The sequence below is a fragment of the Pantoea sp. nfd-35 genome, assembly GCF_056892255.1.
Window position 1 is genome coordinate 648,546 of the sequence record NZ_CP122403.1, and the last position, 25,923, is coordinate 674,468.

Sequence of the window (25,923 nt, forward strand, 5' to 3'; positions counted from 1 at the left end):
TGTCAGACGGCACTTATCAGCAAAAAATTAGAGACGTATTTCAGGTATAGAAAAAATTTGTCCGATTTCGACTGGCGACAATTCAGATGGTGAACTAATTTAAAAACGCTGTTTGGAAGTCATTTAGGATTTCCCTGAGAACTCCGGCCCGACCCTTTAACGAGGTGCGGGCATTTTTTTTGTCGGCGTCAGGGGGTTTGCATTTTGTCGTAAAGCGTAAGGGGGGAGCTCGCCCTCCGTAGCGCATCTGAAAACCGCTACTCGCACTGTGCTATACAGCAGAGCGCAGCGAGGGAGAGACGGATTCCGACGTGATGTTACGTAGAGAGCGGTGTTGGGTTTGACGTGCTCATTGATGGAAGCACGGTTTAGCAGGTGTTATTGACTGAATAGCATGGCCAGTAGTTCACGATAATGCAAAGCGTCTTCCTCACGGGTGGCTTTTTCAAGACAGCCGATGAGCTTAAGACAGATGATCCGTCGACTGACGGGCTTATTCTCGTGAAGTATTTCAACCGCTATCCTGCCCAGCGTTTCGAGCTGGTGGGGATGATCAATCTGGCTGAAATAGTGGGCCAGACTGCTGGTTTTCCCCGAAGGTGGTAAACCGTTCTGGCGCATAGTGTTCCCTTGAGTAAAGTAGGAAGAGTTGTGCGCAAGTTAACCGATCCTGGGGGCTGCTGTACAGCAGTATTACCGATCGTGCCCTAACAAAAATCTGTGCCGTTTGGCTTACTTTCTCTGGGCCCGGTGTGACAATGTCTGCACGCCGCTGAGAAACACGAATACCGGCATACCCGCGCATATTTGTTTTCCAAACTCACCGCGAAACCTGCCTGATTTTTTGAACGTTGCAGGAGGGGGAAATTGGGCTGGTCACCTCGTCGGGAAATGTTATCCGCAATAAATCCTGTCTTCTGCATCAGTAAAAAAACAACACTGCATTGAGTGTGGTTTTATAGGTTGTGATAAGCGGGCGCTTAAAAAGTGACAAGTGAAATTATCAGATGAAAATCATAAAATAAGGCAGGTTATAGGGTTAAATGCTGCGCAGATTGCCTCTTTAAAGATGTCGAGACGTTAATGACCACCGACCCGCAAGCCTTGCTGCGTCAGGCCTGGTTCGACCATTTTCAGCCAGGCTGCGCTTTAAGAATAGTCTTTTACAGGATTTTAGTAAGTAAATTAACCCACAAAATGATTGTTTTTCATCAGGTTAAAAAAAGCATTTAAAATATAAGATATTCGCACCTGTAAAATATTGTTCTGATGGCCAGGAAATATTTTTGTCATCTGGCCTCGGGTCACTAAAATAGCTTATGTAGAAACGATGTAATTTATAAAGCAGGAGGATACAGTGTTATTTCATGACGATGAGAAAGAGCACGTCATTCTTGGTGAAGCCGTGGTCAGCCTGGCTCTCGGTGAGAAAGAAATAAGTTTTGATACGCTCATCACAGAGCTCAACCAGATGGCCGAAGAGGAAACCTGTGACAACAGACTGGCAGAGATTTTTGCTGCCCGTAGCTGGCTGAAACAGTTCAGGCAGTCGCATGCCCGTCCCAATGCGAGTCTGAGGTGGCTTATGTTGGCGAACCAGAATGAAAACGCGAAGCGCAATGATGATGTCATCCGATTCCGTTCGGATGAGGACGATGACAGATAGCTTCGCTGCCAGAGACTTGTACAAGGTTCACCTTGCGACATGAAAAAGGAATGTCTAAGACAGTCTTTGCCTGTTAAAGAGTGGGTAACGTTCTAAAGGTTAAGAATCTGATACTCACGCAAGTAATTGTTATACAGGGCATAGCACTTTATGCACAATTCTCAGCGCAGGGAACAAACGGAATTCCTGTACAATTTTCCAGATGTTGTATAAGTTTAGTGGACAAGGCTTGGTTATAGTTCACTCAATTTCACATCTGGGGGGTTTAGCATGCATCAGAACGAAACCACTACAAATACCGTCCATGACATTGCGCGCTACTTCGGCAATGACACGCAGCCTTCTGAAAAAGAGACGCTGGGTCAGGTCATTCTTGAGATCCTGCATGCAGGTAAAAGCCTTAACCGTAAGGCCATTTGCAGCGCGCTGATCCGTCGCCTTAGCCAGTCGACCGGGCCTCAAGAAGAGCAGCATTACCAGAAACTTATCGGCATGCTTTTTGACCGCTGAGATTCGTGCCGCGTTACGTTAAAGGGTAATAACGTCTCGCAGCATCAATCTGATCGGCCAAATTAGCAGGTCATTAGAAGCCTGAGCGTTTGAGGCTGGTTTGCCCGGTTGTATGGGCACAATGTCATCAGAGGTGCGGGTATGCTGAAAGACAAACTTGAGAAACTGACTGAGCACATCATGGGCGAGGCGGTGATTGCGCTACTGGACAGCAATGACAGAATCAGCGGTGCGACCCTGGCTAACAGGCTAAAGTCTATGCTCAGAGATGAAACGGATGCCGGGCGGCAAGAGGCCATTGAAAAGGTGCTCGCCGAAGTGCAGAGCGAGTTTGCCTCCGCGCGTGATCCCGTTGATTCTGCGGCGCTTGCATTCGGTCAAAGCGTCCCGGACAACAGTCGCAAGCATTAAGGCTCGTCTCACGCCTTTTCAAAAAACTTTTTTACTATGCGTAGTGCAATCATCACTACCCAGGACAGACACGTCTGTATTTCTGCCCGCTTCGCGGCATTACCACGTGTCCACTAAATTGACATTGATTAAGAAGAGCATCATGCAGAACACCATCGACACTCAGCAAAGCACGACCGAAGCGGAAATTATGCGCCTCTTTCGCGGTGCGGGCGATAAACTTGAGGCTGAAAGTGCAGTGCTGGATGCAGTGATCCGTAATATTGTCATTCAGGGACAAAAAGTGACCAGCAAGGCCATTATTATCAATCTGATTGCCGAGCTGGAGAGTACAGAAGATGTTGTACAGCTGGATGTATTGCGGAGTTGCCTTGAGATTGTGGTCGGCCGCACGTGCTCTCAGGAAGAACAGGCATAAGGGCAAAAAATCGCGTTTTGTTCTGAGGCGTTAGCGGGCCTGGCGATTTAAGGTAACACCCGGCAGAGAGCTGAGTGACTGTCTCTCAGTGGAGCTGTCTGGAGAGCAAACGGATGGCTTCCTCGCAGGCTCGCTTTTCACCTTTATCGGAACTTTGCTGGCTGAAGTGGTGCAACGAACTGAGTATGTCCTGCAGGTGTATTTCCCCATCTGGCCTGAGCAGATGGGTAACTATCCTGCCAATCAGGGTATAGATATCTTCATTGGCGGTCTCGTCGCTCATGGGGCGGTTATCCGCCAGAGCAGTGGCTTCTGGATTATTACTGTCATTGTTTCGATATTATAAATTGTCGTTCAGACGGTAGACCACTCACAACGCGTAAACGGAATGTCCAGCCGTGTTGCTCAATACTTAGTGAAGCTGATGAAGATTTGCCGGATGAGGTTCAACCCCGTTGTTCTCGGCCGGATGTAACAGCATTTCGGCGCGTATCTCATCCATCGCCCGCAAAGCCGCTCTGAGCCGGGTTTCATCCCGCTCGATGTCCAGAAACTGTTGCAGCCTCTCAAGGAGAATGCTCCACGAGATAGCCGCATCCTCATTCAGTAGCTGCGTCACCATCTCACCGATGATGATGTCCGTCATTTTTTCGTCAAAAACGTTGTTCATATTCTCCCCGAATGGCGATTCTGAGACCGGAAGGTTAGCACAGCTTAGCCCAACGGGTAGGTGCTCTATATCAAAATGAGAATGCACCGATGGACCGTAACAACCCCAGCCTTCGGACATTAGCAGAGTGCCGTTGACCGCTTACTGTTTTTTTACGGCGAACAGAATAAGTTTCTTTCGGTAATCATTCAATTAATCATCCGTGTGATTTCGCTGTTTTTCTGGTCGAAAGTTGCCTGGCTAACGCCGGGCATGAGGGATTATAACGGCCACTGCGCCAGCCAAAGGCTGACGGCAGTGGCAAAAGGAGAAGATTAAGGAGAAGATTAAGCGGTGCGGAACACAGAGACCATGTCGCGCAGATCGCTTGCACGTTTTGCCAGCTCGTCAGCAGAAGACGCCGACTGTTCAACCAGCACGGCGTTTTGCTGCGTGACCTGGTCCATCTGATTAACCGCAATATTTATTTGGCTTACGCCGCTGCTTTGCTCTTCAGAGGATGAGGAGATATCGCGAATCAACTGAGATGTCTGTTCAATTGCTTCGACGCTCTGTTTTACTTTGCTGCCGGCATCCTGCGCCAGCATTAAGCCCTCATTCGAATGCCCAACGGACTGCTCAATCAGGCCCTTAATTTCTTTCGCTGCGCTGGCCGAACGCTGGGCCAGCGCCCGGACTTCAGCGGCAACCACGGCAAAACCTTTGCCCGTCTCGCCCGCACGCGCTGCTTCCACGGCCGCATTCAGCGCCAGAATATTCGTCTGGAAGGCGATGCTGTCAATAACGGAGGTGATTTCTTCGATTTGCCCCGAACTGCTGCGAATTTTTTGCATAGTAGTCATTACAGAAGTCATCGCTTCGCCGCTCTTCAGCGCTGCGTTAGTGGCTGAAACCGCCATATCTGATGCGTAGCGCGTGTTGTCAGCATTCTGCTTGATGATAGAAGAGAGCTGCTCCATGCTGGCCGCGGTTTCCGCCAGTGAGGCCGCTTGTTCTTCAGTTCGGGAAGAGAGGTCGTTATTGCCCATCGCAATTTCTTCAGAGGAGTTTGCGATGGTTGACGCATTGTTTTTAATATTCGATACCAGAAGCGCAAGACGTTGCTGCATTTGCGAGAGCGCATTGAGCAACTCAGCAATTTCATTTTTACCTGACACGGTAATCGTCGTCGTTAAATCACCGGCGGCCACTTTACTGGCAAGTAAAACCGCTTCTTTTACCGGACGGGTAACGGACCGGCTGATCATCACCGCCACACATACGGCCAGCAAGGCCACGGCGATCAGTGAAGCCAGCAATATATATTGTGAACGACGACGTTGGTCGATTTGGTCGTTCAGTGTTTTTCCCAGCTGAAGGCTGAGTTTCATGCCAAGATCGTTATAAGTGTTAATAGCCTGGGTGAAGTCTTTTACATATTCAACAGGGGTAATTTGAACACGTTTTGTAATAAAGACATCTTCAGCCAGTTTAAGGACGCTGGCGGAACGTTGGAAAGCATCATTCGCCAGCGCGGTAAATTCAGATTTGAGATCCGGCTCTACGGCAAACGCTTTATTTAACACATTACTGAATTTTTCCAGCGCCGCATTACCCCCTTCAATCTGGTACTCCATCGTGCCGCGTGAAGAATCGGATGCGTTGGCACCCGCGGCAATCACAGAGGTACCGCTGGCTCTGATGCGTCCAAGCGTCTCGGTCAGTTCAGGTAACCGACCATAGATACTCATGATAAGTTGATACGTATTGAGGTCCGCGTCCAAAGAAAGACCATATAAATCAAGAATGTCCTGGTTGGTGTCCAGTAAGTTCTGAATCAGCAGCGCGTGATGCGAAAGGCTGGTAGCCAGCGTCAGTTTACCCGATGCAACATCTTGCTGAAGCTGAGACCAGGCGGCTTTGACGCCGTTGAAGCGCTGGGTCGGCTGCGCACTGGCATCATACTGGCGTAATTCTGCGGCAATAGTATCTGTCAGGGTATCTATCTGAGAGGCAAGTGCCAGGCGCGGCGCATTATCAGGTTTATTCAATGAAATGGCGATTGCACTTTCAGCACGGTGACGCTGAATCAGGTTAAGCAACGTCAGGATATCTTTTTCGACCGGTACGCCCTGCAGTTCTTGTTTCTTCGCATCAATAGCCTGATTACCCGTCTGGATAAATAAATAGGTGGGAAAGACAAATAATACCAACGCGAAAATCCCCAGGATCAGGAACTTAGTCGGCAGACTAATGTTATTGAGAATGTTTTTCATTTATTGAATTCCAGGTGAAATGGTGTTTTTTGATGAATGTCATCAAATATTATTCGTGTAATTTATTTATAATAATCTTTGTTAAATTTCTATTTATCAAGGCCTTGCGCGTGACTCTTGGTCACTATGTGTCTGTTGAAATGCGCAGGGGAAAATCTACTTTCCATAGTAGAGGAGATTATAGAATGTGGTGTGTTATTTTCCACGTTAGAAATGCACAATATTTTCTTTTGGATCCGGTTAAGCCAAATTAATATTTTTTCGATAACCTCAGGCTAATCATAAATAGGTATGTCCGGGGTTGTGATAAATGAAAACCTTTTCATTTATTAAAAAATACAAAAACAGTAAAGTTTTTAAAAAATGTGCCGATAATATCCCCGTTTAATTATTCTGTGTGTTTTAAAAAAGCGCCCTTGTCGGGATGCTGGCATGCGCATGCATAAAAATTAAAGTGATAACGCTCAACGCTACTCCATTTCTCTCGCGCAGCGCTAATTATGAATGGCGGCAGTCTGGCTCCTGTTATCTCACCCGCAAACCCAAACCTCAATCCAAACCCAAATCCAAACCCAAATCCAAACCCAAACCCAAACCCAAATCCAAACCCAAACCCAAATCCAAACCGTCATCGCTACCGGTTTCGTTGCCATGATAGCAGCGGTGATCGTCAGGCACAGCCAGTGACTTATCCTTTCGTTATCCTGTCCGTTGCACAAACCCACTCCCTGGACAGTCTGCGGGTCTTCCTGACCGGACAATCGCGGCTGACAGCAAAAATCCATAGCGTTAAGCCCATCAATCAGCAGAGTATGCCGCAGCAACGACGTTTTATATTATTTTTCTTAATCGAAAAGGAAGCATGGAATATTTTTTAATAAAGGGTTGGTTGGTGATATTTATTTTTTCATGGCGCGATAGAATATAAAGTCGCATTCGTCAAATTATTAAAGGAAATTATTATAATAACATGATTATCAATGTCTTACATTATTATAACTATTATTTATGATTTTTTTACTGTGGTTTTTATTATTTCAACCGATACCTGTTTCCTAACATAAACAGGAGTCCCCATGAAAATCTCTACGCGTCTCACTATCAGCTTTGGCCTGTTGATTACGTTATTCATTATCTGCACCTCGGTGGCCTATAACGGCCTGAATAATGCCCGTAATGGCATGGACAATGCCGTCAATGTCAAAATGAAGAAATACCGTCTGGGGATGGAAATGTACGGCGGGTTACGTGATATGGCCGTCATCGTTCGTAACCTTGCCCTGCTGACCGAAGCCGACCAGATGCAGAAGGAATGGCAGCGTATTGTCACGCAAAAAGCCCGTTATATTGAAAACCGCGAACGGCTTGCTGCCATGGTCGCCGAAGATTCAACCCCGCAGGCCCGGGAAGCCTTCGACAAGATCGTCAGCAGCGAAGGCCCCGTTCTGGCCGTGCTGGATCACGCAGGGCAGTTAGGCCTGCAAAATAAACAGCAAGAAGCGATAAGCTACCTGATAAAAACGGTCAGGCCGCTGCAGGGCCAGTTGCTGGAAGCCCTCAAGGAAATGACGAATATTCAAATGGAAGACAGTGAGCGGTCGGTTGAAAACACCAGTCAAAACGTTCACAGAGCAACCACAATCTTAATGATTCTGGCCTCGCTTTCCGTGGCGATTTCAATTGCGGCGGGCTTCATCATTACCCGAGTATTGATGCGCCAACTGGGCGGGGAACCGGCCCAGGCCCAGGCACTGTCTGCGGCCATCGCCAGCGGCGACCTCACAGCGCCGGTCATACTCCGCCACAACGATTCCAGCAGCCTGCTTGCCTCGCTGGCTAACATGCAGTCCAGCCTGCGAAGTCTGGTTACGCAAATCAAAGAATCGGCAGGTTCGGTCGCCTCCGCCTCAGACGAGATCGCCCAGGGCAATACTGAGCTGTCATCACGCACTGAACAGCAGGCCGCAGCCCTGCAGGAAACGGCGGCCAGTATGGAACAGTTGACCGCGACGGTGAAAAGTAATACTGCCAGTGCTCAGCATACCGCCACCGTTGCCAGAGAGGCTGCAACCCTGGCACGCACTGGTGAGTCAGAGGTGCAGTTGATGTCTCACACCATGAATGAAATCGCATCCAGTGCTACCAAGGTTCGTGACATCACCGGCGTGATTGAAAGTATCGCGTTCCAGACAAACATCCTGGCGTTGAACGCCGCTGTCGAAGCGGCGCGGGCGGGTGAAGACGGACGCGGATTTGCCGTTGTTGCCGGCGAGGTCAGAACGCTGGCGCAGCGAAGCGCCACCGCAGCGAAAGAGATTAAAGAACTTATCGAACGTGCCGTAGAGCAGGTGGACAGCGGCGTGCACGTCGCGGCCGGTACGGGTGAAAGCATCTTAAAAGTCGTGGGCATGGTGAACGAACTGGCGGGCGCAATGGATGAGATTTCGATGGCGTCCTCGGAGCAGATGCAGGGCATTTCTCAGGTCAGCATTGCGGTCAGCCAGATGGACGGGGTCACCCAGAATAACGCGGCACTCGTCGAAGAGTCTTCGTCTGCTTCGCAGTCCCTGTCTGAACAGGCACATTCATTACGCGGTATGGTTGAGGCATTCAGAGTGTAACGACGCGCCGAAGCGATGCGTCACGCCTGGCTGACCGTTCATTTATGCGGTCAGTCAGGCTATATGCGCCTGCGGCACGCAATGTTATAAAATCAATAAACAGCAGTTTTACAAGCGCTTATTGAGGATTTCTCCCGCCGCTGGCCGGGAGTGCCTGGGCTGTAAGGCAAATTCAGGCTTCCAGTGCGGGTGATTTTTTGTGTAAAGTAGTCAGCTGAACAGGGCGTTGCCTGAGATGACCCGGCAATGTTACTGCAGTGCCTTGCTGCAGCCAGCCCATGCTGATAAGGAGTTTTTAACCGTCATGCGTATCACGCCACCCTGAGTTTTATCCCTTCCCTGTCGTCCCGATCCCATTCGGACGCACCTCATTGACATCCCGTCTGTGGATGTGACGCTTTCTGTCTGAAATCTGCCCTTTTGGGCGAACTGCATTCAAAATTTGAGAAAATACTATGTTGCTGTCCTCGACGAGTAAGGACTGGCTGGGTAACGTCCGTGGTGACGTGCTGGCTGGTATTGTTGTCGCGCTCGCGCTGATTCCTGAAGCGATCGCTTTTTCTGCCATCGCGGGTGTCGATCCTCAAGTGGGTCTTTACTCCGCCTTCTGTATTCCGGTTGTCATGGCTTTTTTTGGTGGGCGTCCGGCGATGATTTCCTCATCCACCGGCGCGATGGCGTTGCTGATGGTGACGCTGGTCAAAACGCACGGGCTGCAGTATCTGCTTGCCGCATCGTTGCTCACCGGCGTACTTCAGGTCATTGCGGGTTACTGTAAACTCGGCAACCTGATGCGCTATGTGTCGCGTTCGGTGGTCACGGGATTCGTTAATGCGCTGGCCATTCTGATTTTCCTGGCGCAGTTGCCTGAACTCACTCATGTCACCTGGCATGTTTATGCGCTCACCGCCGCCGGCCTGGCGATTATTTATCTTTATCCACTGTTCGACAAAACACTGCCGTCACCGCTGATCTGCATTGTGATTCTGACGGCAGTTTCATTGTTTCTGCACCTGGATGTGCGAACCGTGGGCGATATGGGCAAACTGCCTGACAGCCTGCCCATTTTTCTGCTTCCCGACGTGCCTTTGAACATCGACACCTTGTTGATCATTTTGCCTTACTCCGCAGGTCTGGCCGTGGTTGGCTTGCTGGAGTCGATGATGACGGCGACCATTATTGATGACATGACGGACACCGCGAGCGACAAAAACCGCGAATGTAAGGGGCAGGGCATCGCCAACATCTGTATCTCCTTCATCGGCGGAATGGCAGGCTGCGCGATGATTGGTCAGTCGGTGATCAATGTAAAATCAGGCGGTCGTGGACGGCTTTCCACACTCACGGCGGGTATCACGTTGCTGGTGATGGTGGTGTTTCTGCGCCAGTGGGTATCTCAGATTCCCATGGCGGCACTGGTCGCGGTCATGATAATGGTTTCGATAGGTACCTTCTCCTGGCGTTCGGTGGCGACGTTACGCACCCATCCTCTCTCAAGCAGCGTCGTCATGATAGCTACCGTGCTGGTCGTGGTTTTTACCCATAATCTTGCCTTTGGCGTCATCGTGGGCGTGCTGATTGCTGCATTAAATTTTGCCACCAAAGTGGCACGCTTTATGGCGGTCAGTTCCACGCGATCAGGCGATTGTCGCCATTACGCCATTACCGGGCAGGTATTTTTCGCCTCCGCCGATCGCTTTGTCCGCAGCTTTGACGTTCAGGAGGATCTGGAAAAGGTGGTGATTGACGTAACCCATGCCCATTTCTGGGACATCACGTCTGTTAACGCGCTTGATCGGGTGGTGGTTAAATTCCGTCGGACAGGGGCGGATGTCGAGATTCGTGGCATGAACGAGGCGACAAAAACCGTTGTCGATCGTTTTGGCGTACATGACAAACCCGAAGAAGTTGAAAAAGTCTTTGGCGGACATTAACCGCATCGGGCCTGATGTTCAGGCCCGCTCTTTCTGTCACGCCGCGACACGCTGGAGTTTGCACGAATGGAACCGGGTTAGCAGCATTGCAGGTGCACTGTTCACTATTATGGTCATATCGACGCCATGGTTTGGTATTTCTCTACCGGAACAAGGCAGATATAACGGTAATGACCGAGCATCTGGATCACCTAGCGAAGCCGGGAGTCAACGTGCTGACCCAAAGACAAAAGGCATTAATTCATCTTTTAGCTTCTCAGGGCGAATGGCGCTCGGCAACAGATATTGCCCGGACGCTGAAGGTTTCAGCCAGTACGCTGCGCCGCGATGTGGATTCCGTTAATCACTATTTCGCCGACAAGGAGAGCCGAATCCTCAGCAAACCCGGGTTGGGATTGTTGCTGGAAAATGGCGTCGCCTTACCTGTGGATCTGCATGGGGAAGAGGTAAAAGGTTTGTTGAAAAATAAAAGGCTGGTCGCCATCACAACAGACTTGCTTACCTGTTCTCCATCACCGCTCACGCTGAGCGCATTGGCGGAAAAATATTTTATCAGCCGCTCTTCCATCGTGGCAGATTTACGAAAAATTGAGGTCTGGTTAGCGCCTTTTTCACTGCGCATCGCGCGTAGCCATAGCGGAACCTGTATTACCGGCAGCGACCGGGATATTCGTCTGGCGCTGAAAGAGATTATTACCTTCAGCGTGATGAGTGGTTACCCTGTCGCCGACAGCCGCATCGATCGTTTTTCGCGCGTTCAGCTGGTGGCGGAGTTTGGCAGCGACAATGTGGCCTGCTGCATTAATCTGATCACCTACATTGAAGAGGCGCTGCACTGCGCCATTAGCGAGCCCTATTATACCAACCTGTTTTCCCATCTGCTGGTGACGATTAAAAGAGCGCTTAACGGCACGCCACCCGCGCCAGCGGAGTCGGACATGGCAGGTTACAACAATCACGAATGGTCAGTCGCCCGGCAAGCGGTCAGATGGCTGGAGGAAAATTACGCGGTCTCCTTCGCGGCCGTTGAGGTTCACTATATTTATCAATACCTCATCTCGTCGGGGCGGCATCCGTTTAGCGCCGGTTTTCCCTCTCCATCGCACTACGACGAAGACGCTGTGAACTACGCCACGACCTTAATCACCCGGCTTTCTTCGTTATTAAGACAGAATATTGGCAGCGACAGCGTGCTGCTTAACGCGTTGGTGTCACATGTGAAGCCCATGCTTAATCGGCTGGCCTACCGCATTGTTATTCACAACCCGTTGCTGGACGAGATACGTAAAGAGTTTGCCGCGGTATTTAACGTCGTCAAACAGGCCGTGTTGCACCTTAATCAGCAGTGGGGGCTTCCGACAGCGTCGGATGATGAGATTGCCTATCTGACTATTTACATCCAGAACGCGTTAGAAAAGTGTCATGCAACTAAACGCGTCATGCTGGTGTGCTCCAGCGGCATTGGTACATCTCAGCTGCTTTCCAGCCGAATCAGCCGGGCCTTTCCCGAATGGGAGATCGTGGATATTGTGCCGGGTGCCCGCCTGAACGAAGCCATTAAGAAAGTCAGGTGCGATTTAATTATCTCCACGATCAGACTGGAGGAGACTGAACATCCTGTGGCCTATGTTTCTGCCCTGTTTTCAAACAGAGATGTTTTGCGGGTGATGGAGTGCCTTAATAAAGAAGATAATGCTAACGGAGTAACGGATGCATAATAAAATTGTTGTGGCCGATCTGTTAAGTCAGACCTGTGTTTTTATGAATCTAAATGCAAAAAATAAAGATGAGGTTATTGAGAAATTAACGCAAAGCTTGTGTGAATTAAATATTATCAGCAACAAAGAAGGTTTTATTCATGACGTCATGCTGCGCGAAGCATTAGGTTCTACCGGCTTCGAAAATCAGATAGCGATCCCGCATGGAAAATCGCAGTGGGTGAACGAAACCCGGATCGCGGTAGCCAAACTGGCGTCCCCCGTGGAATGGGAAACCATGGACGATTCGCCGGTCAGCCTCGTGATTCTGTTTGCGGTTAAAGAAGCCGACAGCGGCGCGGGACATATAAAACTACTGGCAAAAATTTCAATTGCCCTTGGCGATGATGAAGTCGTTGAGGCATTACTAAACGCAGAGACAAAAGAGGCCTTATTTAATTTATTAGTCAATAACACCCAGGAGTAAGCCTTTCACCGGGAGGGAAAATGAATATTATTGCGATTACCGCCTGTCCCACAGGCGTAGCACACACTTATCTGGCGGAAGCCAATTTAAAAAAGAGCGCAGAGAAAAAAGGCATAACGATCCTTGTTGAAACACAGGGTGCCGTTGAAAGTGACTATATTTTCACTGAAGAGGATATTAAACGTGCTGATATCGTGCTTATTGCCGCGGATAAAAAGATTGATTGCTCCCGCTTTATCGGCAAAAGCATGATTACCGTGTCCGTTACCCGAGCCGCGAGAGATGCCGATGGATTACTGGACGACATTTTATCCGGGGCCTTAACCGGCGAAATCTGTTCTGCCTCATCAGAAGACGTAACCTTGCAGGATAGAGACAAAGACAAAAAAGCGGCGCTGTCGAGCATCTATGTGCATCTGATTACCGGCGTCAACCTGATGATCCCCTTTGTCGTGGCTGGCGGGATATTAATTGCCCTCAGTTTTTCTTTTGGGATCACTGCCGCCACGCCAGGCGATCCCCTCTATAACCCCATTGCGAAGATGCTGTCCGATATTGGTGGCGGTGCCGCTTTTGCGTTAATGCTGCCGATTCTTTCACTGGGCATCAGCAAGTCGATTAGTGGCAATATGGGAATTGTGTCGGGCGCGGTGGGCGGCATGTTAGCCATTCATACCGGATCGGGTTTTCTTGGCGCCTTACTGGCGGGCTTTATGGCGGGTTACATCACGCTGCTCGTGGTGAAGTACATCAACTTACCCAAGGCCATTGCCGGACTCAAACCCATTCTGATTGTGCCACTGTTGAGCGTGTTCCTGACCGGTGCGCTGATGATTCTGGTCGTCGGCCAGCCCATTAAGCTGCTGTTACAGAGCCTGACTACCTTCCTGACGGATATGGGAAATGCCAACGCTGCTATCTTCGGATTGCTTATCGGAATGATGGTGGCTTTCGATATGGGCGGGCCGCTTAACAAAACCGTCTGTATGTTCGCGATTGGATTGATGTCGACCGGAATCTACGAACCCATCGCAGCATGTATGGCTGCGGGAATGGTTCCTCCCTTGGGCATTGCCCTTGCCACCACCCTTTTTAAAAAGAAATTCAGCGTTCAGGAGCGCGAAACCGGCAAGGTCACCTACGTGCTCGGCCTCTCTTTTATCACCGAGGGGGCTATTCCGTATGCCGTGGCGGACCCGCTTCGCGTCATTCCCGCCATTGTGGCGGGCTCGGGACTGGCTGGCGCACTGTCAATGATGCTCGGCTGTGCTTCCCGCGCACCGCATGGCGGGATCTTCGTTATGTTCATACCGAACGTCATTACCCATGTCTCAGCCTACCTGTTTGCCATTCTCGCCGGTGCGCTGTTTACCGCACTGATCCTCAGAGTGATTAAAAAAGATCATCCGCAACATTTACCGCAGGAGTGAATTATGTTGATAAATATGAAGGCGTTACTGAAGGTGGCGCAGGAGAATCAGTTCGGCGTCGGTGCCTTCAACATCGCCTCCGCTGAGTTTGCCCGGCTGGTCATTGAGGTGGCGGAATCCCTGCAATCTCCCGTCATCCTGGAAGTGCATCCCGATGAGCACGCTTTCGTCGGCAACAGTTTCATCGCCTATCTCAGGGAGCTGGCGGTTAACGCTTCCGTGCCGGTGGTGATTCATCAGGATCACGGCCAGACGCTGGCGCATATTTTAACCGCCATCCGCACCGGCTATACCTCGGTCATGATCGATGCCTCAGGCTTGCCATTTGAAGAGAATATTGCGCTGACGCGTGAAATCACCGCCATTGCCCACAAGGTTAACGTCTCGGTAGAAGCCGAACTGGGAACGATTGGCGTGGCAGAGGGGAGCGCGGAAGGGGGGCACAGTGAAATTCTCTACACCGATCCCGACCAGGCGGAGCGGTTTGCCAGAGAAACCGGAGTGGATACGCTTGCCGTGGCCATCGGCACGTCGCATGGTTTGTATCCTGCGGGTAAACAGCCTGTACTGGATATTGACCGTCTCAAAGCCATCAGACAGCGGCTGACAATTCCGCTGGTTCTGCACGGCGGCTCGGGCAACAAAGACAGCGAGGTCGCGGAGTCGATTAAGTATGGCGTAGGGAAAATCAATATCTCCAGCGATATGAAGAAGGCGTTTTATGTCGCGCTGCAGGAAGAATTGCAGTCAAACGGACATGAACCCAGCGCACTCTACGTGCGCCCGATGGCGGCGGCGAAAGCCGTTGTCGAGCACAAGATGCGGCTTTTCTCTTCAGCGGGGAAGGCCGGACTGTATTAAGCGTTAACGCTGGCGGTAACGGGCGAGCCGTGGTTAAACCTGTATTGACCGGGGAGCCAACCTCAGCGATCAGCAAGCCGCTTTGGTGGGAACCCCTTGCCGCTAAGAGCGGAGCGGGCGGCCTGAGGCAGGCGGCCCGCGTTGTACCGCATTCTGTGAGTAACGCTGAGGCCGTGATAAGGCGTTGCCGTGCGCACGACGCCGGTTTATTGAATCGTCAGAACCACGCGGCCAATCAGCCTGATATCATCAATCCCGCAATCAAACGCTACGCCGATGCCGCTGACGTGCACCTTCCTGACCGGAATGCGCGTTAGCGTCCTGACGCTGGCGGTTCCTTCAATTTCGACCAACCAGACGCCGTCATGCATATCTTCAAAATCGGTATCGATGATGTACTGGGTGGTTTCCGCCAACAGTAAGAAAGCACTGCGCGGTTCCTGTTTCAATGGCGCGTATAACGCTTTATCCAGCATCACATAACCCGCTTCCTCGATTTTGCCGCTGATTAGCTTTTTTCTAATCAGTGTGGGCGTGTCGGGTTTGCTTTCAGAAAATTTTGAGCCTTTGCCTGTGATCAACCATTGCAGGTCTGCGCCCGTTTCCATCACGCACTGTAAAACGATATCTGAAGGAAAAACATCACGTTTATAGCGCGCAGACAGGCTACTTGCTGCAATTCCAAGGTGATCTGCAAGCTGCATTTTCATGGTAAAGCCGTAGGCATCGACAACGCGATCCAGAGCTTCTGCGCTCGAGTTCGGAAATTTGAAATTAGTATAAACGCTCATTTTTATTGACACTTAGATTTAGTCTAAGTATCCTCCAGTTTAAGTTAGCCTTTGAATGATGTAACAGGGTGCGGCTTTATCTGATAACTCAGGATTTTGCCTGATGAGGCTCATTTTTACAATCATCAAGCCAGAACCTTATTGTCGCAATGAGATGCAGGGCTAATGCAGTCAGCGCACGTGGAGAGGCGCGTAAAAGCGCGCTTTCAGGGTCGAAAGCGCTCTCAGGCCGCGGCTGGCGCAGCAACGCGCCCTGTCCGGGGCAATCTGGGGGGAAACCGTCTGCGCACCTGCCGTTTCGCTTAATGCTTAACGAGCGTCATGGATGAGACAGGCGCGAATCCGCCGCCAGTAAAACGTCACTGTAATAACGATGAGGGTATTGATTCGTCAAAACCCGCTGCAACGTTTTTCGGAGGAGCCTATGAACCGCACCGTCCAGGTCATCAGTCAGTCATCTGCCGGGCCACGTTTCACCGCAGAGCAAGACTGCCACAGCGAAAAAATGACGTTTGATGCGTTTCGACAGCACTGGCGCTTGCTGCGCGATCACAACCGAAACCCATCGCTTCGCTATTTTAATCGTCAAAATGATGACTTTAAATTTTGCGTATTAACCCTGGCTAACCGCGACTGCCCGGGCATGTTCAGGCTGGAAGACATTGGCAGGCCTTTCCAGTTTTTTGACCAGGCGCGCCGTGAGCACATCATTTTAGCAATGAATAAGCTGGCCCGCTGGGGAAACATGTTGCCGCGTCAGTTCTCAACGGCTGACTGCTTTCTGCCTGAATAAATAAATCACCCCTGACGTGATGACGTAAACCCGTCGGGCATGCCTTTGCCCAAAATCTGGAGAGAAATGATGAATACCGAGACACATCCAATGAACGACGCCATGGCCTTTACCCTCAATAAACTGCTCGATAATGAGCGTAAAGCCTGCGCGCTGGCCGTGGCGAAGCGGCTGAGTGCGATGGCAGCGCACATTACGCGGCAGACGCTAAACGGCATCGAAGCAGCAGAGCTGTTGCGATCTGAAGCTGAGCGTTATGAAAACGAATCAGGTGAGATGCGCTAATGGCAGATGCAATCGATATTGCGCAGCAGCGCAGCGAGGAAATCCTGGCGCAAAATATCGCGCAGGTTACGCAACGTCCTGTGGCGATCGGCGCCTCGTTCTGTGAAGAGTGCGACGCACCGATTCCTGAAGCGCGCCGTCGTGCGCTGCAGGGCGTGACCCGCTGCCTCTCCTGTCAGGAGTTGAGCGAGCTGAGAGCACGTCTTCACTACGGGAATACGCGATGATGTCGTTCGCTTACCCGTGGAACGCCCCGCGGCTGGCGATAGCCAGCCCGTATCTGACCCATGACCAGCAGCAGCACCGTCATCGACAGATTGCGGCGTGGTTGCACGGACAGAAAATTCTTCATGCCCAGCCCAGCATTGTCCAGATGGACGTGAAGCGTCGTCTTGCCAGTCTGGAACAGCAGCAGGGAACAGCCCGGGCCAATGCCTACTTAGCAAAAACCTTTGTTGAGCGCACATTGCCACGTGTTGACGCTGTTAACCGACGTTATCAACTGCATGATATGCGCACGGGCGTTGTCGCACAGCTGACCCGCAGCATGTCCTGCCCGCAGGGCGCAGCCAGAGCCGCCGGCACGCTGTGGGAACTGATGAAACGCTTTAACCGCCTTCCAGATATGTCCCGTGCCGACACTGATGTGCTGGCAGGGGATATCGCGCATTTCATTCACGCCGAGCTGGTGCAACTGCACACTCACGCCCAAACCGATACGGACTACCGTTATACCCACAGACTGTATATGACCGCGGCGGTGATCACCCGTGAGCTGGGTCAGACGCCGCCTTTATGGGAAACCGTCAGCGCCCGCGTATTCTGCCCTGAAGCGGTGACCTCGGCCATTCTGCGTATGCAGGCGGAAAAATGGTGGAAAGGTCAGCTGCGTCGTATCAGTGCCTTCTGGCGTGAACATCTGCATATCGCCCTGGCGAACGTTAATAAAACGCATTCCCCTTATGCCAGCCTTATGGCCGTAGCGGAATGGCGTGAGCAACGCCGCCGTACCCGTGATTTCCTCCAGGGAATGGATCTGGAGGATGAAGAGGGCAACCGCATCAGCCTGATTGAAAAATACGACGGCAGCGTAGCCAATCCGGCTATTCGTCGTGCTGAACTGATGACGCGTATTCGTGGCTTCGAAACCATCTGTCAGGATATGGGCTTTCGGGCCTGCTTCTACACGTTAACCGCGCCGTCACGCTATCACGCGACCTTGCAGAGTGGTCACCGTAACGCTAAATGGACGGGGGCCAGCCCGGTTGAAACACAGCACTATCTCTGCTCACTCTGGCAAAAAGTGCGGGCCAAACTGCATCGTGAAAAGATCAGCATTTTTGGTTTACGGGTTGCGGAGCCGCATCATGATGGCACGCCCCACTGGCATCTGCTGATGTTTATGCGCCCTGAAGACGTTAACCGCGTAGACGAGATCCTGCGCCATTACGCCTGCCAGCAGGACAGTGAGGAACTAGACAGCGCAAAGGCACGTAAAGCCCGTTTTCACGTCGAAGCGATCGATCCGGCGAAAGGCAGCGCGACCGGCTATGTTGCCAAATATGTTTCTAAAAACATTGACGGCTATGCGCTAGAGGGCGAGCGGGATAACGAGAGCGGTAAACCGCTAAGGGAGACGGCGATGGCGGTGTCGGCATGGGCAGCACGCTGGCACATCCGCCAGTTTCAGTTTATTGGAGGCGCGCCCGTAACAGTTTATCGCGAACTTCGCCGCATGGCGGACACCGAAACCGCGCATGGCCTGAGCGTGGAATTTGCCGCGGTGCACGATGCGGCCGATGCCGGTCAATGGGCCGACTACATCAATGCCCAGGGCGGCCCGTTCGTTAAACGCGACGCGCTTGCGGTGCGCACCTGGTACCAGCCCGCCGAAAGCTGTAATGCATTTGGTGAGGAAATCCAGTCAATTAAGGGCGTTTACGCCACTGCCGTTGGTGCTGATACGCCAGTCCTGACGCGGTTAAAGCTATGGAAGCTGGTGCCCAAACGTGCTGAAGATGCGGGCGACGAAAAAAGCCAGTCCGCTTCGTTGTCTTGGAGTTCTGTTAATAACTGTACGGACCCCGTAAGCCGTTTTTATGCCAGAAGTGAGGTCTCTGACGATCTGCGCACAGATCCGTGGCGCAGAGGTCACCAAGGCGAAAGGGCTTCCAGGTTTATCTGCCGGGCTTCGCCTTTACGCATTCCTGGCCCTGTTTCAGGCCACGACAGAGGCGATGCTTCTCCTGCAGCCCAGCCAACGGTGAGGATTTCTTTTTCGCCCTGACGTGACGAAAAGACGGAGTGAAAACCTGCTGTTTTGGATGGGTAAATGAGGAAAATCTATTGATTTTTCTTACGCTTCTGGCGTAAGTGTGCCTTCACCTGTCTGGCAGGCAGTACAACAAAAGTTGATGCCTATCAACATGATATAATTTTTTACGAACTATCTTAAAACGCTTCCACAGTTAATGAATGCTATGATACTGTATGTATGTACAGTATTTATTTGGGGGAGGGAATTGTGGGAAATGAATTACATGAGCGAGTCATGCTTGAACGCGTCGAACTTATCGCCAGGCTTACCAGTGAAGGAGCCTGCCGGGAGCGTGACAGGGAAATCGCGTTAAATTTGATCGCTGAAATCGCTGCGAACTACACCCTTTCCGATAACCACTTTTCTGTTGTCTTTGCGGCGACGCCTTTAAAAAAATCATGATGGCGACGCGTTCACTGTGACATCAGGACGGTTGTCCGTTGCCTGAGCCATCTTAACGGATGAGAGGGTTCAGGCGCGGGCAACAGCAAAACCGCGCCAGTACGTTTTATCGCTGACATTGCGTCATGACCGACCGAAAACGCCGGGCATCTGCTGCCTGCAGGCGTTTGCAGCAACCCCTGTTCGCCAGGCGTAGTCTTCCCCCACCTTTACTGAATAACGTTATCCCGGCCGCTTTCCTGTCAGCGTTCGCGGCAATCTTTTGGTTACTGCCCCTTTCCTGTTGCTGGCTTACGACCTCTCCCGGTCGTCGCTGTGAAAGCAAATGTGCTCACGTCATCCCAGCGCTTTCGCGACCCTTCCATCGGCGCCCGCATTCGGGGTGTAACCCTCTGCCCGCCCAGCCTTGAGCGGACGGCCTTGCGTTGAGCAAGCGCCTGCTGAGGCACACACTACTTCTGACAAGCGGCAGGCACAGCAATCTCTGGATCGCTCTGCGCGAAGGCCAATGCACATCGCGTATCCGGGTTATCCGGATTCGGCTTCAGGGCGGTTTGGTGGCCCGACGGTGCAATTCTCTGAACAGGTTTCTGTTGGCCAACGGGGCCTTTATTGCCTGTCACCACGACAGCGGATGTTCTCAACTTATCGCCTACTCGACCATGGCTTTTACGCTCATAAGGGGCCAATCAATGCTGATTTACGCACAACAGGAAGAAACCGTTGATGAGATCTGCTGGCGTTACTACGGACGCACGCAGCAGGCGGTTGAACAGGTTTATGCCGCCAATCCTGGCCTGGCAGAACAAGGCCCAACATTACCGCACGGATGCAGAGTGTTGTTACCGGAGCTGCCTCAGGCGGCCACGGGTGAAACCCTCAATCTGTGGGATTAGCGCCAATGGAAAAAATCAGTTCTCTGATTAATTACCTCATCGGGATCGTCCTGATGTGGTTTGGACGTCACACACCGCAGGATATCGCCTTTATGGTTGGCTCTGGCGTCGCCGTTTTGACCATGTGCACTAACGTTGCGACGTTTTTTATCAACTGGCACTACCGTCGCAAAACTTACGAGCTACAGCAGCGCAACTTACAGGGGCTTAACTTTGAGCCAGACCGCTAAACGTTGCGCCGTGGCGGCCGTACTGGCCCTGGCCGCGTTGCTACCGCATATCAACATGCTGAAAACCTCTGAAGCCGGCCTGAAGCTGATTGCCGATGCAGAAGGCTGCCGCACCTCGCCCTATCAGTGCAGCGCCGGCGTCTGGACCAACGGCATTGGTCACACGCAAGGTGTTACCCCGACCAGCGTGGTGAACGAGCGCCAGGCCGCAGTAAACCTGGTTTACGACGTGATGCGCGTTGAACGCGGGATCGACCAGTGCATGCCACGTGAAATGCCGTTCCAGGTTTATGACGCGGTGGTGTCATTCGGTTTTAACGTTGGCGTGCACGCCGCCTGCCACTCAACGCTGGCGGGATTGATCAACAGCGGCCGCTGGCACGATGCCTGCCTGCAGCTTAAGCGCTGGGTATATGTCAAAGGCACCTACAACCCGGGCCTGGATAACCGTCGCCAGCGCGAAATGGCGTGGTGTTTAAAAGGAGCGGCATGATGCGACTGGTTGCACTGGCGATCGCCATTTTGCTTATTGCCCTGGGCTTAACCGGCTGGCGCCTTAGCGTGATGATTCATCAACGGGATGAGGCACTGCGCAGGGTGAGTACGCTGACGGCTGACGTCAGCAGCCGGGACAAGGCGCTGGCCCAACTCGATGCGGATATCCAGGCTAGCCGAAAACGTGAGGCGGCGCTGCGGCTGCTTCAGAACCAGGCCAGCGCGCAGGCGCTCCATCGTGAAACCATTATCAGAAGAGAAACCGATGCCAATCCCGCTTTACGTGCCTGGAGCGCTGCTGCTTTGCCTGCTGACGTTATCCGGCTGCACAGCCGTCCGGCCTTCAGCAATGCCCGAGATTATCTGGACTGGTTGTCCACGCGTGACAAGTTGCCCCATTCCGGAAAACAACCTGCAGACGCAGGGTGATTTGGCGGCGGATAACCGCCAGTTAGAGGCTGCGCTCGCATCGTGCGGGTTGCAGATTGAGATGATTAAAGCGTGCCAGGAGCAGCATGATGTTGAAAGCGACCCAACTACGCCAGGTGCTGATAAACAGCGTTCCGCTGCTTCAGCAAAATCCTGACAACCTGACGATAGCGATTCAGTCCGGAAACCTGGTTTCCACACTGGCCAGCTCGCTGTCGTTTGAATACCACTTCCAGCTGGCCGTCACGATTACTGACTACGCAGAGGATATCGATCTGATCATGGTTCCCCTGCTGACATGGCTTCGGGAAAACCAGCCCGACATCATGGTTTCGGATGAGAAACGTCGCACCGGCTTTACCTTTACCCTTGAGGCAACCGGCGATGGGCGCAGTAAGGTGAATATCACTCTACAACTGACCGAACGCGTCTGGGTTGAGCAGCAGAACGGCGCATTACACATCACGCATCTGCCAGAACCGGCTATGCCGGAAAATGTTGATCGCCCCTGGCAGTTGTACATCAAAGGCAAGCTGGTCAGCGAATGGAAAACATAGCGATAACCCTTATCCGCTGACGCGCTGTTTAGCCATCCCTGGGTAAACGGCATTCGATTGCCGCTTTTCTCCTGCAACGAGAAACTAATGCCATGAACGAGCAAATATTAGAAATCAAGCGCTTGCTGCGCAACATGGTCCGCATTGGCACCGTTGCCGCCATCAATCTGGAGGCGGGAACCTGCCGGGTAAAAACCGGCGATAACACCACTGACTGGCTGCACTGGCTAAGTGCCCGGGCGGGAAGAACCCGTTCATGGAATGCGCCGTCGACAGGCGAGCAGGTGCTGATCATAAGCCTGGGCGGTGAGCTGAACAGCGGCTTCGTGTTACCCGGCGTGTTCTCTGACGCCAGCCCGGCGCCCTCGGCCTCTGCCGATGCGCTGCACTACTCTTTTCCCGATGGTGCGGTCATTGAATACGAGCCTGCAACCGGCGCGCTGAAAGCCGAAGGAATTCAGACGGCGACGATCAAGGCGGCTGTCAAAATCCTACTGGATACGCCAGAGGTGGAGTGCACCACGTTACTGAAAACCGCCACGCTGGAAGTGACCCAGGGCGGCACCATGAAGGGCGATATGTCGCACAGCGGCGGCAGCTTCGCCTCCAACGGCAAAGTGCTGCATACGCACCAGCATCCGGGCGACAGCGGTGGCACCACAGGAGCACCATTATGACAACAGCACGCTACACCGGCATGAGCCGCGAAACAGGCGTAACCCTCGTTGAGCTGGAGCATATCCGCCAGTCCGTCCGTGACATTCTGACGACGCCGCTGGGATCGCGGGTGATGCGCCGTAACTACGGTTCACTGTTGTCGGCGCTAATCGACCAGCCGCAGAACGACAGGTTGCGCCTGCAAATCATGTCAGCCTGTTATATGGCGATCCTGCAGTGGGAGCCGCGCATCAGCCTGACTGCCATTAATTTTGAATCTGCGTTTGACGGCGGGATGGTGGTGGAAATCACCGGCAACCGTGCGGACACCGCGCAGGATTTTTCGTTAACCGTCCCTGTGAGTTGAATCATGCCTACTATCGACCTGAGCCAGCTGCCTGCGCCAAACGTGGTGGAAACGCTGGACTATGAAACGCTGCTTGCCGAACGCAAAGCCACCTTGATTTCGCTCTATCCTGCAGACGAGCAGGCATCGGTTGCCCGGGTTCTGGCGCTGGAGTCCGACCCGCTGGTGAAACTCCTGCAGGAGAACGCCTACCGGGAAGTCATTCTGCGTCAACGCATCAACGAGGCGGCCAAGGCGGTGATGGTGGCCTGGGCCAACGGCAGCGATCTGGATCAACTGGGCGCCAACAACGGCGTGACGCGGCTGGTGCTGACGCCCGCGGATAATACCGTTACGCCGCCCGTTGAGGCGGTAATGGAGCGGGATGAAGACTTCCGTGCCCGCATTGCCGCCGCGTTTGAAGGGCTGAGCGTTGCGGGGCCGTCCGGTGCTTACGAATTTCATGCACGCAGCGCCGATGGCCGCGTAGCCGATGCCTCGGCTATCAGTCCCTCTCCCGCCAGCGTCACGATTACCGTGCTGTCCCGCGAAGGCAACGGTGCGGCGGGCAGCGACCTGCTGGCGATCGTGAATGCCGCGCTAAATGATGAAGATGTTCGTCCGGTTGCTGACCGGGTTACCGTCCAGTCGGCTCAGATTGTGGATTACCGGGTTGACGCCACGCTGTATTTGTATCCCGGTCCCGAGGCGGAGCCCATCCGTGCCGCAGCCGAGGCGAAGCTCAAGGCATTTGTAAACACCCAGGCACGTTTAGGCCGCGATATTCGCAAGTCTGCGCTGTATGCCGCGCTGCATGTAGAAGGTGTACAGCGCGTCGAACTGGCCCAGCCGGTGGCCGATGTGGTGCTGGATAAAACTCAGGCCGCGTTCTGCACCGGCTACCAGATCACGGTAGGAGGTTCCGATGAGTAAACGCCTGCTGCCAACGGGTTCATCAGCCCTGGAAGTTGCCGCGGCTGAAGCCTGCGCAGCGCTGGAATCCATTCCTGTTCCTTTGCGCCAGTTATGGAATTCGCAGACCTGTCCGGTGGAGCTACTGCCCTATCTGGCCTGGGCCTGGTCGGTGGATCGTTGGGATTCGGGCTGGAGCGAAAGCACGAAACGCAGCGTGGTTGCTGCATCGGAATATATCCATAAACACAAAGGCACGATTGGCTCTCTGCGACGTGTGGTGGAGCCGATTGGCTACCTGATTCGCTTCACCGAATGGTGGCAAAACGATGGCATCCCCGGAACCTTTCGCATTGATGTCGGCGTGCAGGAAGCCGGGATTGATGAGGCAATGTACAACGAGCTGGAGCGGTTAATTGCCGATGCGAAACCGGTCAGTCGCCATTTGACTGGACTATCTATCAATCTGGATTCAAAGGGGTCTTTACCTGTGACAGTCGCCAGTTATAGCGGTGACGAGTTAACCGTCTACCCCTACAGACCTTGAATAACACCGCGGGCGGTTCGAGTTATACCGTGCAGCGATCCATCTTAATGACCTGACGGAAGTGAGAGCATGACAACGAAATATTTTGCCCTACTGACCAATCAGGGCGCGGCAAAGCTGGCCAATGCCGCGGCCCTGGGAACCCAACTGCAGATTACCCAGATGGCGGTGGGTGACGGCGGCGGTGTTTTGCCTACGCCCGATCCTGCGCAGACCAAACTGGTGGGCGAAAAGCGCCGTGCCGCGCTGAATTCGCTGAAGGTGGATGCCGCGAACAGCAGCCAGATTATCGCTGAACAGATTATCCCTGAAGGCGAAGGCGGCTTCTGGATCCGTGAGATTGGCCTGTATGACGCCGATGGCGTGCTGATTGCCGTTGCGAACTGCGCGGAAACCTATAAACCGCAACTACAGGAAGGCAGCGGCCGTACTCAGACTGTACGTATGATTTTGATCGTGAACAGCACCAGTGCTGTAACGTTAAAGATTGACCCGTCTGTCGTGCTGGCCACGCGCCAGTATGTGGATGACAAAGTCATCGAGGTAAAAGCTCACACCGACGATGTGATGAAGAAGCATATCGATGCGGCGAATCCTCACGGCCAGTATTTGCAAACGGCCAAAGCGTTGGCAGAAATCAAAGATGCGGGGCTGGTGATTCAGGCTCGAAAAAACCTCGAATTAGGTAGTGCGGCCTTAAGTGATTTGCAGACATCAAAAAACGACGTTACTGCTGGACGAGTTTTGGTCAACGGTGGCGCAGTTGCAGTTCAAACGGTTGCTGCCAGTAGTGTTGAAGGGTTCGAGTACAAGGACGCCAACGATTTACCAGCAAATGCGGTTAGTTTCGTTTATACGTCTGCAAAAAATTCACCCGGCTTTGATGGTTCATTACTAAGCTATGCCGGGCTTAATGGTGATTACCAAGTACAGCTGTCTGTGGAATATCAAACGGGTAACCGTATTGCTTTTCGCGGAATGAATGGTGACGACCAGCAATGGCAGAAATGGAATCAGTTCTACCATACTGGCAACAAACCTACGGCAAGAGACATAAATGCGGTTCAGGCGGGCGGCGGTGAGGGAATGGCCTCTGAGGGAACTAACCAAATAATTCTGGGTTGGGATAGCCACAAACTTGTTGGTCAGGTTGACAGCTATTCGCTAGGCGCCATGTTTTATGAAAAAAATCCACCGACTCCAGCACAGGTGGGGGCCATTCCGGCAACTGGCGGGTCTGTAGCGTATCTTGATGGTGCGGAACATTACGCTACACAGAATGCCAGCTGGCCTGCATCCGGTGCTT

The 25,923-nt window shown here is 52.5% G+C and carries 31 protein-coding genes and 1 pseudogene; 27 read left to right on the forward strand and 5 right to left on the reverse strand.

The features are described from left to right. Positions 1-378: 378 nt before the first annotated feature. Positions 379-621 (reverse strand): biofilm development regulator YmgB/AriR family protein, encoded by a 243-nt coding sequence (locus P9J57_RS03090; RefSeq protein WP_013027304.1) that lies wholly within the window; start codon positions 619-621, stop codon positions 379-381. Between the two features lie 736 nt (positions 622-1,357). On the opposite strand from P9J57_RS03090, the gene P9J57_RS03095 reads away from it, so the two are divergent. The 4 genes from P9J57_RS03095 (at position 1,358) to P9J57_RS03110 (ending at position 3,005) form a co-directional block, all read left to right on the forward strand. Further along, on the forward strand, positions 1,358-1,666 hold the full coding sequence (locus P9J57_RS03095; RefSeq protein WP_013027303.1) for a hypothetical protein: 309 nt from the start codon (positions 1,358-1,360) through the stop codon (positions 1,664-1,666). A gap of 270 nt (positions 1,667-1,936) precedes the next feature. Continuing rightward, entirely contained in the window at positions 1,937-2,176 is a 240-nt protein-coding gene (ycgZ, locus tag P9J57_RS03100; protein ID WP_013027302.1) for a regulatory protein YcgZ, read from the forward strand. Positions 2,177-2,317: 141 nt separating this feature from the next. Continuing rightward, positions 2,318-2,587 (forward strand): hypothetical protein, encoded by a 270-nt coding sequence (locus P9J57_RS03105; protein ID WP_014604949.1) that lies wholly within the window; start codon positions 2,318-2,320, stop codon positions 2,585-2,587. A gap of 142 nt (positions 2,588-2,729) precedes the next feature. Then, positions 2,730-3,005 (forward strand): biofilm development regulator YmgB/AriR family protein, encoded by a 276-nt coding sequence (locus P9J57_RS03110; RefSeq protein ID WP_014604950.1) that lies wholly within the window; start codon positions 2,730-2,732, stop codon positions 3,003-3,005. Between the two features lie 85 nt (positions 3,006-3,090). Here P9J57_RS03110 and P9J57_RS03115 read toward each other — a convergent pair whose 3' ends face one another. The 3 genes from P9J57_RS03115 to P9J57_RS03125 all read right to left on the reverse strand — a co-directional run bounded on the left by P9J57_RS03115 (position 3,091) and on the right by P9J57_RS03125 (position 5,930). Then, positions 3,091-3,288, reverse strand: a complete 198-nt coding sequence (locus tag P9J57_RS03115; protein ID WP_071887032.1) for a hypothetical protein — start codon at positions 3,286-3,288, stop codon at positions 3,091-3,093. 129 nt (positions 3,289-3,417) lie between these two features. Next, positions 3,418-3,675, reverse strand: a complete 258-nt coding sequence (locus P9J57_RS03120; protein ID WP_015699470.1) for a hypothetical protein — start codon at positions 3,673-3,675, stop codon at positions 3,418-3,420. Positions 3,676-4,001: 326 nt separating this feature from the next. Continuing rightward, entirely contained in the window at positions 4,002-5,930 is a 1,929-nt protein-coding gene (locus tag P9J57_RS03125; RefSeq protein ID WP_014594668.1) for a methyl-accepting chemotaxis protein, read from the reverse strand. Positions 5,931-6,430: 500 nt separating this feature from the next. Here P9J57_RS03125 and P9J57_RS03130 point away from each other — a divergent pair, with 500 nt between their 5' ends. From P9J57_RS03130 to P9J57_RS03160, 7 genes are all read left to right on the forward strand, one after another. Then, positions 6,431-6,808, forward strand: a complete 378-nt coding sequence (locus P9J57_RS03130) for a hypothetical protein (RefSeq protein WP_246874501.1) — start codon at positions 6,431-6,433, stop codon at positions 6,806-6,808. Between the two features lie 198 nt (positions 6,809-7,006). Continuing rightward, complete coding sequence (locus P9J57_RS03135; protein ID WP_013027297.1) at positions 7,007-8,551, forward strand: methyl-accepting chemotaxis protein; 1,545 nt, start codon at positions 7,007-7,009, stop codon at positions 8,549-8,551. A 455-nt stretch (positions 8,552-9,006) separates the two neighbouring features. Further along, a complete protein-coding gene (locus tag P9J57_RS03140) occupies positions 9,007-10,485 on the forward strand; it encodes a SulP family inorganic anion transporter (RefSeq protein ID WP_483279382.1) in 1,479 nt (492 codons plus the stop codon). A 212-nt stretch (positions 10,486-10,697) separates the two neighbouring features. Continuing rightward, complete coding sequence (locus P9J57_RS03145) at positions 10,698-12,203, forward strand: BglG family transcription antiterminator (protein WP_235193335.1); 1,506 nt, start codon at positions 10,698-10,700, stop codon at positions 12,201-12,203. Continuing rightward, positions 12,196-12,669, forward strand: coding sequence for a PTS sugar transporter subunit IIA (locus P9J57_RS03150; protein ID WP_014594664.1), 474 nt, complete (start codon positions 12,196-12,198; stop codon positions 12,667-12,669). Before P9J57_RS03145 ends, P9J57_RS03150 begins: the two co-directional genes overlap by 8 nt. Positions 12,670-12,689: 20 nt before the next feature. After that, entirely contained in the window at positions 12,690-14,099 is a 1,410-nt protein-coding gene (locus P9J57_RS03155; protein ID WP_028715825.1) for a PTS fructose transporter subunit IIC, read from the forward strand. Between the two features lie 3 nt (positions 14,100-14,102). Beyond that, entirely contained in the window at positions 14,103-14,960 is an 858-nt protein-coding gene (locus tag P9J57_RS03160; protein WP_483279383.1) for a ketose-bisphosphate aldolase, read from the forward strand. 206 nt (positions 14,961-15,166) lie between these two features. Here the strand turns inward: P9J57_RS03160 and P9J57_RS03165 are convergent, their stop codons facing one another. Further along, the gene (locus P9J57_RS03165) at positions 15,167-15,751 is read right to left on the reverse strand and encodes a phage repressor protein CI (RefSeq protein ID WP_014594661.1); all 585 of its coding nucleotides are present in this window, start codon (positions 15,749-15,751) and stop codon (positions 15,167-15,169) included. 424 nt (positions 15,752-16,175) lie between these two features. Here P9J57_RS03165 and P9J57_RS03170 point away from each other — a divergent pair, with 424 nt between their 5' ends. From P9J57_RS03170 to P9J57_RS03245, 16 genes and pseudogenes are all read left to right on the forward strand, one after another. Next, the gene (locus P9J57_RS03170) at positions 16,176-16,544 is read left to right on the forward strand and encodes a hypothetical protein (RefSeq protein ID WP_014604958.1); all 369 of its coding nucleotides are present in this window, start codon (positions 16,176-16,178) and stop codon (positions 16,542-16,544) included. Between the two features lie 66 nt (positions 16,545-16,610). Further along, positions 16,611-16,829, forward strand: a complete 219-nt coding sequence (locus P9J57_RS03175) for a DUF2732 family protein (protein WP_014604959.1) — start codon at positions 16,611-16,613, stop codon at positions 16,827-16,829. Continuing rightward, the gene (locus P9J57_RS03180; protein WP_013027288.1) at positions 16,829-17,056 is read left to right on the forward strand and encodes a TraR/DksA C4-type zinc finger protein; all 228 of its coding nucleotides are present in this window, start codon (positions 16,829-16,831) and stop codon (positions 17,054-17,056) included. The genes P9J57_RS03175 and P9J57_RS03180 overlap by 1 nt, the downstream gene beginning before the upstream one ends. After that, positions 17,053-19,116, forward strand: a complete 2,064-nt coding sequence (locus P9J57_RS03185; RefSeq protein ID WP_238493638.1) for a replication endonuclease — start codon at positions 17,053-17,055, stop codon at positions 19,114-19,116. Before P9J57_RS03180 ends, P9J57_RS03185 begins: the two co-directional genes overlap by 4 nt. A gap of 264 nt (positions 19,117-19,380) precedes the next feature. Further along, positions 19,381-19,548: a hypothetical protein gene (locus P9J57_RS03190; protein ID WP_227008678.1), complete on the forward strand. Its 168-nt coding sequence runs from the start codon at positions 19,381-19,383 to the stop codon at positions 19,546-19,548. A gap of 692 nt (positions 19,549-20,240) precedes the next feature. After that, positions 20,241-20,444 carry a tail protein X gene (locus tag P9J57_RS03195; RefSeq protein ID WP_145032079.1) on the forward strand — a complete coding sequence of 68 codons (204 nt, stop codon included), beginning with the start codon at positions 20,241-20,243 and terminating at the stop codon, positions 20,442-20,444. A gap of 5 nt (positions 20,445-20,449) precedes the next feature. Continuing rightward, entirely contained in the window at positions 20,450-20,674 is a 225-nt protein-coding gene (locus tag P9J57_RS03200) for an HP1 family phage holin (RefSeq protein ID WP_014604962.1), read from the forward strand. Then, a complete protein-coding gene (locus P9J57_RS03205; protein WP_483279384.1) occupies positions 20,658-21,167 on the forward strand; it encodes a lysozyme in 510 nt (169 codons plus the stop codon). Before P9J57_RS03200 ends, P9J57_RS03205 begins: the two co-directional genes overlap by 17 nt. Next, positions 21,164-21,598 carry an Rz-like lysis system protein LysB gene (lysB, locus tag P9J57_RS03210; protein ID WP_105079177.1) on the forward strand — a complete coding sequence of 145 codons (435 nt, stop codon included), beginning with the start codon at positions 21,164-21,166 and terminating at the stop codon, positions 21,596-21,598. Before P9J57_RS03205 ends, lysB begins: the two co-directional genes overlap by 4 nt. Beyond that, positions 21,480-21,755, forward strand: coding sequence for an Rz1-like lysis system protein LysC (gene lysC / locus P9J57_RS03215; protein WP_227008744.1), 276 nt, complete (start codon positions 21,480-21,482; stop codon positions 21,753-21,755). Before lysB ends, lysC begins: the two co-directional genes overlap by 119 nt. Next, positions 21,685-22,155 carry a phage tail protein gene (locus tag P9J57_RS03220; RefSeq protein ID WP_019104868.1) on the forward strand — a complete coding sequence of 157 codons (471 nt, stop codon included), beginning with the start codon at positions 21,685-21,687 and terminating at the stop codon, positions 22,153-22,155. The genes lysC and P9J57_RS03220 overlap by 71 nt, the downstream gene beginning before the upstream one ends. Positions 22,156-22,247: 92 nt before the next feature. After that, a complete protein-coding gene (locus tag P9J57_RS03225) occupies positions 22,248-22,832 on the forward strand; it encodes a phage baseplate assembly protein V (protein WP_019104867.1) in 585 nt (194 codons plus the stop codon). Further along, entirely contained in the window at positions 22,829-23,179 is a 351-nt protein-coding gene (locus P9J57_RS03230; RefSeq protein ID WP_013027278.1) for a GPW/gp25 family protein, read from the forward strand. Before P9J57_RS03225 ends, P9J57_RS03230 begins: the two co-directional genes overlap by 4 nt. 3 nt (positions 23,180-23,182) lie before the next feature. Further along, entirely contained in the window at positions 23,183-24,091 is a 909-nt protein-coding gene (locus P9J57_RS03235) for a baseplate assembly protein (RefSeq protein WP_176018390.1), read from the forward strand. Next, entirely contained in the window at positions 24,084-24,617 is a 534-nt protein-coding gene (locus P9J57_RS03240; protein ID WP_019104865.1) for a phage tail protein I, read from the forward strand. The genes P9J57_RS03235 and P9J57_RS03240 overlap by 8 nt, the downstream gene beginning before the upstream one ends. Positions 24,618-24,686: 69 nt before the next feature. After that, positions 24,687-25,313: pseudogene (locus tag P9J57_RS03245) on the forward strand (phage tail protein); the annotation flags it as partial. Positions 25,314-25,923 lie beyond the last annotated feature (610 nt).